Source organism: bacterium (assembly GCA_030654305.1).
Lineage (GTDB): Bacteria > Krumholzibacteriota > Krumholzibacteriia > LZORAL124-64-63 > LZORAL124-64-63 > PNOJ01.
In genome coordinates this window covers 1-11,961 of the sequence record JAURXS010000185.1, presented here as the reverse complement: position 1 = coordinate 11,961, position 11,961 = coordinate 1, and the positions used below count along the sequence as shown (strand labels likewise).

Annotated in this window: 11 protein-coding genes; all 11 read right to left on the bottom strand. The window is 71.7% G+C overall.

Annotated features, from left to right (window positions below; genetic code table 11):
- Nucleotides 1-192: 192 nt before the first annotated feature.
- The gene (locus Q7W29_04965; GenBank protein MDO9171166.1) at nt 193-1,335 is read right to left on the bottom strand and encodes a hypothetical protein; all 1,143 of its coding nucleotides are present in this window, start codon (nt 1,333-1,335) and stop codon (nt 193-195) included.
- A 13-nt stretch (nt 1,336-1,348) separates the two neighbouring features.
- A complete protein-coding gene (locus tag Q7W29_04960; GenBank protein ID MDO9171165.1) occupies nt 1,349-2,776 on the bottom strand; it encodes an MBOAT family O-acyltransferase in 1,428 nt (475 codons plus the stop codon).
- Between the two features lie 123 nt (nt 2,777-2,899).
- On the bottom strand, nt 2,900-3,538 hold the full coding sequence (locus tag Q7W29_04955; protein ID MDO9171164.1) for a hypothetical protein: 639 nt from the start codon (nt 3,536-3,538) through the stop codon (nt 2,900-2,902).
- 31 nt (nt 3,539-3,569) lie between these two features.
- Entirely contained in the window at nt 3,570-4,331 is a 762-nt protein-coding gene (locus tag Q7W29_04950; GenBank protein ID MDO9171163.1) for a sulfotransferase, read from the bottom strand.
- Complete coding sequence (locus Q7W29_04945; GenBank protein MDO9171162.1) at nt 4,328-5,035, bottom strand: sulfotransferase domain-containing protein; 708 nt, start codon at nt 5,033-5,035, stop codon at nt 4,328-4,330. The genes Q7W29_04950 and Q7W29_04945 overlap by 4 nt, the downstream gene beginning before the upstream one ends.
- Before the next feature lie 20 nt (nt 5,036-5,055).
- On the bottom strand, nt 5,056-5,706 hold the full coding sequence (locus tag Q7W29_04940; protein ID MDO9171161.1) for an NUDIX domain-containing protein: 651 nt from the start codon (nt 5,704-5,706) through the stop codon (nt 5,056-5,058).
- A gap of 42 nt (nt 5,707-5,748) precedes the next feature.
- A complete protein-coding gene (locus Q7W29_04935) occupies nt 5,749-6,561 on the bottom strand; it encodes a M48 family metallopeptidase (protein MDO9171160.1) in 813 nt (270 codons plus the stop codon).
- Nucleotides 6,562-6,587: 26 nt separating this feature from the next.
- Nucleotides 6,588-7,826 carry a DNA topoisomerase IV subunit A gene (locus Q7W29_04930; protein ID MDO9171159.1) on the bottom strand — a complete coding sequence of 413 codons (1,239 nt, stop codon included), beginning with the start codon at nt 7,824-7,826 and terminating at the stop codon, nt 6,588-6,590.
- Nucleotides 7,827-7,855: 29 nt separating this feature from the next.
- The gene (locus Q7W29_04925) at nt 7,856-9,349 is read right to left on the bottom strand and encodes a carboxypeptidase M32 (protein ID MDO9171158.1); all 1,494 of its coding nucleotides are present in this window, start codon (nt 9,347-9,349) and stop codon (nt 7,856-7,858) included.
- Nucleotides 9,350-9,381: 32 nt separating this feature from the next.
- Nucleotides 9,382-11,010, bottom strand: coding sequence for a DNA topoisomerase VI subunit B (locus tag Q7W29_04920; protein ID MDO9171157.1), 1,629 nt, complete (start codon nt 11,008-11,010; stop codon nt 9,382-9,384).
- 175 nt (nt 11,011-11,185) lie between these two features.
- A partial coding sequence (locus tag Q7W29_04915) for a hypothetical protein (protein ID MDO9171156.1) occupies nt 11,186-11,961 on the bottom strand: 776 nt, incomplete at its 5' end.

Genomic DNA, 11,961 nt, shown 5'->3' with positions numbered 1-11,961 from the left:
ATTCCTGGCATGGTTCCCACTCCATCTGGATGTGCGGTCCGGTCGCCGAACGACGCGGAGGGTCCCATCGCGGGACGCCGGTGGTCAAGTCGAAATGCCCTCGCGGCCGTCCGTCGCCGTCGGGCGGGTCGTTCAGAACTGCGAGTAGATGAAGTCGCCGGAGCTGGATCCATCCCATCAATAACACGGGGCTCACGGCGCCTTCCCTCGCCGCGTCCGGGAACCAGCCGTCTGCAGCAGGGTCTCGCGGGCCGCCGCCGCTGCCAGCGCCGCTCCGGCTTCCGTGAGGTGCACGCTGTCGGCGAAGGTGTCGGCGTCCTTGGGGAGCGCGGCTTCGAGGTCGATCAGCGGGTAGCCCAGGCTGTCGCAGTGGGCGCGGGTGGCCGCGGCGAACTCGCGCGAAATCGCCAGCAGGCCGGCCGGCGTGTAGTCCGGCAGCCACAGCTGCCGGTCGAGCATGCCCTGGGCGGCCGCCAGCGACCCGTCCAGGCGCAGGCCGTCGGGGTAGGTGGCGAAGATCGCCACCGCTCCGCTTGCGGCGAGCCGCTGCGACAGATCGTCCATCAGCCGCGTGTAGACCTCCAGGACGCGGGGCGGCGGCGCGTCGAGGTGCGCGGCGGCCCGGCCCGACGGCGCCCCGCGCCGCAGGGTCGAGAGCCGGTGCAGGCCGGCGGCGATCGCGTCGGTCCACGCCGCGGGCAGCCGGCTGCGGGCGCTGGCGCGGGCCTTGGCCAGGAAACGCGACCCGTCCTTCCAGGTCGGCCGGCAGGAGGCGCGCATGCGGTCGATGCGCACGGGGTCGGCGAAGTCGGCCGCGCCGAGCGGCTCGTCGCCCCGCATGCCCTGCACGACGCTGAAGGGGCTCAGCAGCAGGATCACGAACTCGGGGCGCAAGGGCAGGACGTAGCGGTCGAGGTAGGCCGCGTACTGGAAGGGCGACATGCCGACGACCGAGGCGTTGAGGGAGCGGAACCCGTCGGGCGCGGTCAGCGCGCCCAGCGCCGCCGGCCATTCCCGGCCGGCCCGCTCGTAGAGCCCGTAGGATTCCGACGTGCCCAGGCAGACGACGTCCAAAGCGGCGTCGTTGCCGGCGGTGGCGGCGTAAGGGTGCTTGCGGAAGCCGTGTTCGTCGTGTTCGCGGATCTCGTACCGGATGCCGGGCCGGTTGAAGCTGAGCCCCTGGTCGTCGACCCAGCGCAGGTTCAGGGGACCGTAGTAGGCCAGCGGGTCCGCCCGGTACCGCAGCCAGTCGTCGGCACGGGCGGCGATCTCCAGGGTGGCGCCCGCGAGGCAGCACGCGATCAGCAGCCGGGCGAGTCCGCGGATGCGCTTCATGCGGCCTCCCGGCTCAGAACTGGGCGTAGACGAACGACTGCGTCTGCACGCCGAGGATGAAGACGGCGTAGGCCGCCAGGGCGACGAGCACGGGCTTGCCCCACCACGGGATCCGGCGGCTGCGCAGCAGGGCCGGTTCGGCGTCCCTGCCGCCGAGGGCGTCGGTCAGCACCATGAGCAGGGCCAAAGGGACGACCGTCGTCAGGAAGGGCCGCCAGTCCCCTGCGCCCACGGACGGGCCGTTCGCGAAGGCCGAAACCAGCTGGCGCGGGCCGTCGCCGCGGAAGATCAGCCACCCGAAACCCACGAGCGAGAACGAGAGGGCGACTTCGACGGCCTGCCGGACGCGGCCGCGCAGGCGCAACCGGCGGCGCAGCCGCTTCAGCGAGGGCTGCAGGGCGCGGTGGCCCACCATCAGCAGGCCGAAGTACAGGCCCCACAGGACGTACATCCACGAGGCGCCGTGCCAGAGGCCGGCCACGAGCATCGTGAGCACCAGGTTCAGGTACGCCCGCCCGCGCGAGCGGAACGCGCCGCCCAGCGGCAGGAACACGTAGTCGCGCAGCCAGCTCGACAGGGACATGTGCCAGCGCTGCCAGAACTCGCTGGGGCTGTGCGCCCCGTACGGTGTGCGGAAGTTGACGGCGAGATCGAAGCCGAGGCAGGCGGCGCAGCCGCGCGCGAGATCGGTGTAGCCCGAGAAGTCGGCGTAGATGTAGAAGGCGTAGGTCGCGGCGGCCAGGGCGGCGGACCCCGCGCCGGCGAAATCGCCGGCGAACGCGCGGTCGACCGCGGGCGCCAGGTGGTTGGCGATGACGAGCTTCTTCACGGCGCCGACGAACAGCAGGTCGCCGCCCCGCCGCAGGGAGGCCCGCAGCGACGGGCGGACGGCGGGATCGAGCTGCGCGAGGAAGGGCTGCGGCCGGTCGATGGGTCCGGCGGTGAGCGACGGGAAGAACAGCAGGTAGACGACGTGGTGGATCGCCGTCGGCGCGGCCGGCAGGCGCCCCAGGTACGTCTCGGCCTGGATGGCGATGGCCTTCAGGCAGAAATAGGACAGGCCCAACGGGACCGCGATGTCCAGCGCGAGCGGCGTCGCGGGCAGCCCGGCCGCCTCCAGGAGCGAACGGGCGCTCCCGGCGAAGAAGGCGAAATACTTGAACGCGAAGAGCAGCGCGCATTGCAGGCCGATGCCGAGGCGCAGGATCGCGCGCCGCCGGGACGCCGTCAGCACGCCGGCGGGGCGGGCGAGTTCGCGCACGACGGCGTGGTTGGCCAGCGCGGATGCGACCAGCAGCGCGAGCAGCCGCGCGTCCCAGAACGCGTAGAACGCGAGGCTGGCGATCAGCAGGACGTGGGCGCGGAACCTGGCCGGCGACGCCCAGTACGCCGCGCACGCGACCGCCATGAACGGGACGAATCCGAACGACAGCAGGTTCATCGGGTCTCCGCGATCCGCAGCCGCATCAGGGGTCCCTTCCGGTCGGCCGACGCGGCGGTGCGCGGCACGGGGACCCGATTATCGGGCAGGCCCCCGCCCGCGTCAACGGCACGGGCGTCGCCGTCACGCTCCCGGCATGACGGACGCCGGCCAGTCGAGGTCGAGGTGGTCCCGCAGCAGCCGCGTGTTGTCCAGGGGCTGCAGCCGGTCGAACCGCTTGAGGCGGTAGCGGTCGCGCGGGAGCGTCGTGCAGCCCAGGGCCATCAGGCAGGCCAGGCGGTGGCAGCCGTCCCCCGGGAAGTAGCGCTCCGCCGAGACCGCGCCGCTGTCCGCGGGCAGGATCCGCCGGCCCGTGAAGAGGACGACCGGCTGCTTCGGGTCGAAACCCGTCTCGGCGATGGACTCGTACAGCGCGGCGGCCCCGCGGACGGTTTCGGCGAAGATCGACTCGGTCGTCCCGGCGTGGCGCGCGACGAACTCCGCCCGGCGCACCAGCATCACGCGCTCGAACCAGACGCGGTAGTCGTGCCCGCGCGCCCGCTCGACGAAGGCCGCCGGGTCGCGCCGGAAGCGGTCGCGGTCGGCGGCGTACGCCTCGAACAGCCGCATGCGCACCACGATGTCGTAGCGCAGGGGGTGGACCAGCGGCGCGATCCGCAGCTCCGGCGGCGTCTCGGCCTCCGGGAGCCAGTCCCCGGCCCCGTGGATCAGCTTCCCCGGATCGACGGCGCCGCGGCGCCGGAGTTCCTGCCACCAACCCACGTCTGGCCTCCGGATCATTCAACCGTGCTCGTCAGCCGTCGATGAACCGCTCGAACTCCGTGCCGGCGAGGACGCGGCGGATCTCCTGGTGGTTCTCGACCAGGTCGTCGAAGCGGTCGGGATTGATCTTCACGAGGTCGGACCGGAAGGGGAGGACCTCGTCCAACCCCAGGAAGGGCTGGATGCGGGCGGCCTCCGCCTGGCGGTCCCGGACGAAGCTCTCGTAGACCACCTCGAGCGTCGCGAAGCCGGCCGCCGCGCCGCGCATGCGCTCGATCCGCCGCGCGCGCTGGCGCAGCTCCGCGACCAGGGTCGCGGGATCGAGCCTCAGCTTCACGGTCCGGATCGCGTCCCCCTCGCGCGGGTGGTGCATCTTGTGCAGCGGCGCCGTCTTGAACGAGATGAACGTCTTCAGGACGTTCTCGCGCACGAGGTGGATCACCCGGACGTCGCGGCCGCGCAGGCCGTCGAGGATCTCGGGGTGCTGGTCGGCCTTGTCGTAGATCAGCCGGAACCCGCGGACGTCCCGGTCGCCCTCCTGGACGAAGATGCGCTCGTCGAGGTAGTCGCGGATCATGGCGCGCCGCCCGGTGAGGTAGCGCAGGCGCCGTTGCCAGGTTTCGGTGCGGTACAGGAAGAACAGGCCGCTCTCGTGGTCCTTCGTCGGGTTGGCGATCCGCTTGTCGATGCCGAACACGCGCTTCTCGCAGTGCACGCGCGGCAGGTTGTTCAGGCAGTCGATCATCAGCGTGGTGCCGGAGCGCCGGTCGGCCAGCAGGGCGAACTTGATCATCGGTCATCCTCCGTCCGGGGAGCGTAGCCCAGGGCCGGGTCCAGCCGCGACATCTCCCGCTCCATGTAGGCCAGTTCGGCGGCTCCCGGACGCTCGCCGCCGTCTTCGACGGCTGTCGTGGTCGTGTCGGGGGTCCGGGCTACGACCTCCGCCAGCAACGCCTCGTCCACGGGGATGCCCAGGTACCCGAGCAGCCGCGGGAAGTGGACCAGGGGCTCGTCGCGCAGGTCCTCGAAGCGCAGGCACAGCAGCGACCCCACCGCGCCGCCGGCGCCGTGCCACTGGTTCGTGAAGTCGACGATGCGTCCGATGCCGAGCGTCCCGTGACGGACGAACGCGGGCAGGTCGAGGCCGAGCGCCTCGGGGTCGCGCTGCCGCACGCACAGCCGGGCGCGGTAGGTGACCACGACGTCGCGGGGGTCGCGGACCACGACGATCACCCGCTTGCGCTTCAGCCCCGCCATGAAGCGGGCGGTGACCGCGGGGTCGGCGTCGCGGCAGTGGGGGTGGGCGAAGTGGACCCGCGGGACCTGCCGCCAGGCGCCGCGCCGCAGCGGCGGCATGAACTCCGGGTACGCGAAGGCGGGCAGGCCGTGCAGCCGCGACAGGTAGGCGGCGACCACGCGCCACGTCCAGGTCCGCCCGCTCTTGGGGAAGGAGACGAACCAGTACCGGCTGTGCAGGCGGTTCCAGCCGCGCCGCAACCGCGTTCCCGCGCCGGCGCTCAGGGCAGCGCCGCCGCGACGATCCGCGACCAGTCCTCGAACTCGCCGCCGTCGGGCGCCGCGCCCGGCGCCGTCATGCCGCGCAGGGCGGCCTCGGCCAGCCAGAGGGCGCGCTCGGGCTCGGCCTGGGCGCTGACGGTCGCCAGCAGCTCCTCGTCGGCGCCCGCGACCCCGTCGAGATCGATGCGGAACACGACCCCGAAGTGAACGCTCGAGACGTCCTGCGCGTCGGCGTTGATAAAGCCGACGGGCGCCAGCGCGGCCGCCGGCACGCGCAGCCCGGTCTCCTCGACCAGCTCGCGCAGCGCGCTGACGGCCAGCAGGCCGTGCTCGGCGACGGCGGGGGCGTCGCGGTCCAGGGGCTCGACGTGCCCGCCGAAGCCCAGCGACCACAGGCCGCCCAAGCGGCGCTCGGTGTGCTTGCTGCGGCGCTGGTAGCAGAGGACCCTGGCGTCGGCGCCCGACCCGCGGTGCAGCACCAGGTAGGGGATGATCTGCTTGTAGTGGGAGTTGCGCTCCATGTAGTCGCGCTCGGCGAAGAACAGGTGCGGCTGCAGGGCGTCGAGGTCGACGCTGCCCGGCGGCAGGAACCCCTGCGGGCTCAGGCCCGGGAACAGGTGCTTGCGTTCGACGACCAGGATGCTGCGCACGCGACGGCCTTTCGCCGGGGTGGTTCGGTTCGGTCGGGCCGGTCAGCCGCGCAGCCGCGCGGTCGCCTGCTGGAAGCGGTCCTGGTAGCGGTTGCGCGGCGAGTTGCCGAGATCGTAGAGCGCGATCTCCTCGCGGGCGCGCGTGATCCGCTCTCCCGTCGCCGGGTGGGTGCTGAACCAGCCGGCGGCGCCGCCCGCGCCTTCGCCGTTCATCTCGACCAGGGTCTGGAAGAACCGCACGATGCCCTCGGGATCGTAGCCCGCGGCGACGAGGTACTTGACGCCGAACTGGTCGGCCTGGAACTCGTGGTCGCGGCTGTTCTTCATCGTGAACAGCCCGGCGCCCAGGCCGGCCACCTGCTGCCAGGCGGCGCCCTGGGTGTCGCCGAGCAGCAGCTCGGCGGCCATCTGCATGCCCATCGCCTGCTGGATCTGGCGCACGGAGTGGCGGCCGATGACGTGGCCCAGCTCGTGGGCCATGACGCCGGCCAGCTCGGACTCGTCGTGGGCGGCCTTCAGCAGGCCGGTGGTCACGTAGATGTACCCCCCGGGGGCGGCGAAGGCGTTGACGATGTCGCTCTCGAGCAGCGTGAAGGTGTACTGGACGTCCTTGCGCTCGCTGTGCGCAGCCACGCGCGCGCCCACCTCGGCGACGTAGGCGTTCAGGGCGGCGCCGGTGTGGACCGGGTACTCCTGGCGGATGCCGACGTCGGTCTCCACGCCCATCTGGATCTCGGTGGGGGTGTCGATCAGGATCAGGCTCTGCTCGCCGTGCGGGCCGGTGGTGGCGCAGCCCGCCAGCAGGGCCAGGGTCAGCGCCAGCATGGGCGCCGTGTTGCGATGGGGGTGTCTCATGGTTGGGTGTCTCATGGTCGGTCTCCTCAAGGTAGGAAAGCCCTCACGTCGCCCAGCTTGCGGGGCAGGTACTCGTCGATGACGTAGTTGAGGCCGTGCTTGGCCAGCGCCTGCTGCTCCGCGCGTACCCCCATCTTAATCATTTGATGCATGGCTAGCTGCCACGGCTTGTGGTGCAGGATGAAGGGGTCGTTCTTCAGGGCGTCCTTGGCCCGTTTGATGTCCACGTCCTTCAGGGGGTGGGTGGGCAGCTCGTAGTCGATGATGTCCTGGGGGGTGATGCCCAGGAAGCGGGCCTGCGGCACGCAGAAGAACTCGTTGAGGTGGGCGGCGTTGCCGCTGCCGACCTTGAGCGTGCGGTAGATGTTGGAGAAGCCGTAGGGGTCCCCGTCGACGAAGACGTAGACCGGGATGTCCTTCTCGTCGGCGAGCCGGCGCACGAAGCGGCGGCAGGCGCGCGTGGGCACGCCCCCCAGCGAGACCAGGACGCAGTTGGCCTGCTTCCAGTAGTTGTGTTTCACCAGGCGCTGGAACATGCCCGCGGTCTCGATGCAGAGGATGAAGTCGGCGTCGGTCTCGAAGCCGAGCGTCTCGACCGAGATGGGGATCGAGTAGGCCCCGCTGCCGAAGCGGGTGCAGTCGATGCGCAGCGTCTCGCCGGTGTCGCGGTCCTGGTCGATGACCACCAGCCGGCCCGCCACGTCGCCGCCCTTCTCCTCGGGCACGAAGCCGAGCTGCTCGCGGTTGACCCCGAAGAACGCCTCGACGTCCTCCATGACCGCGTCCGACTCGGGCTGCTCCTTGAAGCGCGCCTCCGCCCAGTTCTTGCTGACGTAGTAGGCTTCTCGCTTGGTGGCGATGTCGTCGGTGCGGACCAGTTCCTGCGACAGGGACATCATCTTGAGCGTCTGGGCGAAGGTCTTGACCGTGCTGACGGTCAGGGTGCGCTCCTTCTCGCGGCCCTTCAGCTCGAAGTAGCCCACGCCGGGCCGGTAGGTCACGTTCTGCAGCGAGCGCACCGGGAAGCGCAGCGTCGGTTTGACGCCCTTCAGGATGCTGGTGCGGACGTCGCCCGCCTCCTTGGCGATGCGCTTCAGCAGGGGCTCGCCGCCGACCGGTCGGGCGGCCTGGCGCGCGGCGCGGCGCGGGGCCGCGGCCGCCGGCTTCTTCGCAGCGGCCTTCTGGGCGGCCGGCGGCGGCAGCGGCGGCCGGGCGGAGCCGAAGGCCAGCTCGGGCTGTTCGCGGTCGGGCTTCTTCTCGGACACGTCGTTCTCCCAGTCTCCCGCCGGGCGGGTCAGACGGCGTACAGCGCGCCGAACTTGGCGCGCAGGTAGTCGAGGTAGGGGCCGGCGCCGGGCTCGCGCCCCGTCGCCGCGCGCACCAGCTCCCGCGGCGCCAGCTCGCGCCCGCGCCGGTGGATGCGCTCGCGCAGCCAGGTCAGCAGCGGCAGGAAATCGCCGCGCGCGATGTCGTCGTCCAGGCCCGGCAGGTCCCGCTTCGCGGCGAGGTGCAGCTCAGCCGAGTAGAGGTTGCCCAAGGCGTAGGTCGGGAAGTACCCGAACAGCCCGAACGACCAGTGGATGTCCTGCAGGACGCCCTCGGCGTCGTCGGCCGGGACCACGCCCAGGTCGGCGCGCATCCGCTCGTTCCACAGCGAGGGCAGGTCCGCGACGGCGATTTCTCCGCGCAGCAGGGCCCGTTCCAGCTCCATGCGCAGCACGATGTGCAGGGTGTAGGTCACCTCGTCGGCCTCGATGCGGATCGCCGAGGGGCGCACCACGTTCACGGCGCGGTCGAGCTGCTCGGGCGCGACGCCGTCGAAGCGCCCCGGGAAGTGCCGGCGCAGCAGCGGCAGCAGGTAGCTCATGAACGCGCGCGAGCGCCCGATCTGGTTCTCCCACAGCCGCGACTGCGACTCGTGGACGCCCAGGCTCACGGCCTCGCCCAGGGGCAGGCCGACCTGGTCGGCGGGCAGCCCCTGCTCGTACATGCCGTGGCCGGCCTCGTGGATCGTGGAGTAGAGGGATTTCTGCAGGTCGTCGGCGTCGTAGTGGGTCGTCAGGCGCACGTCGCCCGGCGCGATCTGCGTGGAGAAGGGGTGGGCCGAGAGGTCGAGCCGCCCCCCCTCGAGGTCGAACCCCAGGTCCTTCAGGACGTGGCGGCCCAGCGCGTCCTGGCCCGCGACCGGCAGGCCGCCGCGCAGCAGGTCCTCGCCGCGGTCGGCGGGGTCGCGGCGCGCGGCCTCGACCAGCGGCACCAGCGCGGTGCGCACCTCGGCGAAGATCCGCGCCAGGTCGGCGGCGCGGGCGCCGGGTTCGTACTCGTCCAGCAGCGCGTCGTAGGGTTCGTCCTGGTAGCCCAGGGCCTCGGCCTCGCGGCGCTTGAGGTCCACGATGCGGCCCAGAAGCGGCGCGAACAGGGGCCATGCGTTGCGGGCGCGCGCTTCGGCCCAGGCCTGCTGCGCCAGCGTGGTGGTCTCGGCCAGCTCGGTGACCAGGTCGCGCGGCACGCGCACCGCGCGCCGGTAGTCCCGCAGGGATTCGCGCACGTTGGCCGCGGCGGCGGCGTCCGGGCCGGCGCCTGCGAGGCCCTCCAGCAGCGCGCCCAGGGCGGGGTCGGTGGCGCGGTCGTGCACCAGACCGGCCAGCGCCGCGCGCGTGGTGGAGCGCGAGGCGAGGCCGCGCGGCGGCATGAGCGTCTCCTGGTCCCAGGACAGCAGGGACAGGGCGGAGTTCAGGGCCTGGATCTCAGACATCCGTTCGCGGTACCGGGCATAGGCTTCGGACATGGTCGCTCCCGTGGTCGTGGCGACGGACGCCGTCAGATCTTGCGGCTGCGTTCCAGGGTGTCGGTGAGCGTGGTGATGATCTCCGTCCGCTCGGCCTCGTCCAGGTGCAGCATGTCGCGCAGCGCGTCGCCGATGTGGGGGATGTACTTCTGGATATAGCCCTGCTTCTTCAGCGCCTCGCGCTCGCGCACGCGGCGGCGGATGTGGATCTGCAGCTGGCGGCCCGCCTCCTGCAGGGCCAGCCTGATCTCCTTGACGATCTCCGGGTAGTGGGCCACCGCCTCCTTGCTCTCCGAGGTGAACGGCACCCAGACCGACGCCATGTGCACGAAGATCACCAGCGGCCCCGACGGCAGGGCGCCGCGGGACTGCTGCAGGCCGTAGCTGCGCCAGTTGTTGGTCAGCACGGCCTTGTGGATGGCGCAGGCCGAGGCCTGGTAGAGCAGCGGCACGCGGTTGGCGAAGCGCAGCACCTGGGCCAGGTCGTCGGCGGGCAAGCCGCCGCCGTAGGCCAGGCCGACCTCCACCTGGAAGGGGTTGCCGCGGTAGACCGACGGCGGGCGCGTGACGGCCGTGGTGAACTCGGCCTCGAGCCGCTGCTTCAGCCCGGCCAGCACCAGCGTCTCGCCGATGGGCGAGAGGCAGTCGGTCGGCGGGCTGGGGATCTTCGTGGCGGCGATGGCGTCCATCAGCCGCTGGACCTCGTCCTGGTCGGTGTGGCGCGGCGACTTGGTCGGCGCCAGGCCGGCGGTCTCGAGGATCTGGTCGGCGGTCTTGGGGCCGACCCGGCAGAACTCGTGGCGCAGGAAACCCGACAGGTTGCGCTGCTTGGTCTCCTTGAGCATCCGCAGCAGCATGCCCAGCTCCACGCCGTAGGGGTGGGGCTGGATCTCGTGGGCCGCGACGGGCAGCTCGGCGGCGGCCCGCGGGTAGATCATCTCGTCGCCGCGCGGCGAGCGGTAGATCAGCCGCACGTGCGGGTTCGCGACGGCGGTCTGCTGGAGGTAGACGTCGACGGAGTGCTGGCCGCGCTTGTAGGAGCCCGTCAGCTCGATCTCGACGCGGGTGCCGTGGGGGCGCTCCCAGTCGCACTCCTCGTCCTTCTGGACGACCGGCTCGTTCTTCTTCATGTCCAGCATCAGCTCGAAGCGGTGGCCGCGGTCCTGCTGGGCGGTGCGGCTGACGATGACCACCGGCTTGCCGGTGGTGAGCTGCCCGTACATGCCGGCGGCCGAGATGCCGATGCCCTGCTGGCCCCGGCTCTGGCGCAGGCTGTGGAACTTGGAGCCGTACAGCAGCTTGCCGAAGATGCGCGGCACCTGCTGGCGCACGATGCCCGGCCCGTTGTCCTCCACGATGACCCGGTAGCGCTCCTCCTTGACCGGGGCCACGGCGCCCTTGCGGCGCGACGGCTTCTCCGGCTCGGCCTCGAGTTCCAGGACCGTCTCGGCCTCGGCGCCGTTGCGCTTCCCGTTGCCCACCGGCTGGATCTCGACCAGCACCTCGGGCAGGATGCCGGCCTCCTCGCAGGCGTCCAGGGAGTTGTCGACGGCCTCCTTAATGGTCGTCATCAGCGCCTTGGCCGGCGAATCGAAGCCCAGCAGGTGGCGGTTCTTGGTGAAGAACTCGCTGATGGAGATCTCGCGCTGCTTGTCGGCCATGCTCTGGGCGGTGGCGACGACGCGGGGCGGGCGCCGGGAGGGTTTCGCGGCAGCGGGCATGGGGGTCCTTCCTGGTCTCCCGGAGGGGCGGTCCATCGAATCCCGCAAGACTAGCGGCAGCCGTCCGGGAGATCAAGAATGCAAACGGGCGGCGGGCGGACGCGGCGCGCAATCCCTAGCGGTAGAAGGACTTGATGGCGCCCCAGGTCGTCGTCTCGTTGGGGACGATCCCGCCCGTGCACACCGACTGCAGGAAATAGTCCCCATCGAACTCGCCCGGCGGGGGTTGGGCGGCGTCCACGGCGAGGTAGTAGGTGCGCCGCGCGTCGGTCAGGTTGCGGTAGGTCAGGATCTCCTGCGCCCCGGAGATGCCGTCGTCGGAGAAGGCGACGCAGGCGGCCGTCGGCTCGCAGCCGTCGAAGAGCCAGAGCGCGGCGTCGAAGATCTGGTCGCTCAGGGTGAGCGTGGCCAGGGCGCTGTCGGCCAGGCTCACCGCGTACCACCGCTCGCCGCCGGCCTCGAGGTATTCCGCGCAGTCGTCCGCGAAGAGCAGGTTGGGCAGGCCGTAGAGGCTGCCTTCGGCGTCGGTGGGCGCCGTCCGGCAGAGCAGGGGCGTGGCGGTCGCGCAGACCTCCGGCGGCACCCCGGCGGCGAAGGCCCGCACGGTCAGGCTCCAGGGGCCGGCGGCGCCGGAGTAGCCGTCGATCACCAGGACCCAGGGATCCGGCCCGCCCGCGACCTCGACCAGGAATTCGCGGGTGTGGTGGGCCACGCACAGGTCGCTGTCGCAGCCGGAAAGCAGGAACAGGTCCAGGTCGGCGTCCGATTCCAGGATCAGGTGCAGGGTCGTCGGGGCGGGCACGTCCAGCAGCAGCACCGCTTCGGGGCCGCTTTCGTTCCAGCCGACGCAGCCGTAGCCGTCGACCGCCGAGACGCCGCCGGTGGTGTCCC

Excerpts from the sequence above, each read along its gene's own strand:
- Q7W29_04965 (MDO9171166.1), bottom strand. The coding sequence starts at position 1,335 with ATGAAGCGCATCCGCGGACTCGCCCGGCTGCTGATCGCGTGCTGCCTC.
- Q7W29_04960 (MDO9171165.1), bottom strand. The coding sequence starts at position 2,776 with ATGAACCTGCTGTCGTTCGGATTCGTCCCGTTCATGGCGGTCGCGTGC.
- Q7W29_04950 (MDO9171163.1), bottom strand. The coding sequence starts at position 4,331 with ATGATCAAGTTCGCCCTGCTGGCCGACCGGCGCTCCGGCACCACGCTG.
- Q7W29_04935 (MDO9171160.1), bottom strand. The coding sequence starts at position 6,561 with ATGAGACACCCCCATCGCAACACGGCGCCCATGCTGGCGCTGACCCTG.
- Q7W29_04925 (MDO9171158.1), bottom strand. The coding sequence starts at position 9,349 with ATGTCCGAAGCCTATGCCCGGTACCGCGAACGGATGTCTGAGATCCAG.
- Q7W29_04920 (MDO9171157.1), bottom strand. The coding sequence starts at position 11,010 with ATGGCCGACAAGCAGCGCGAGATCTCCATCAGCGAGTTCTTCACCAAG.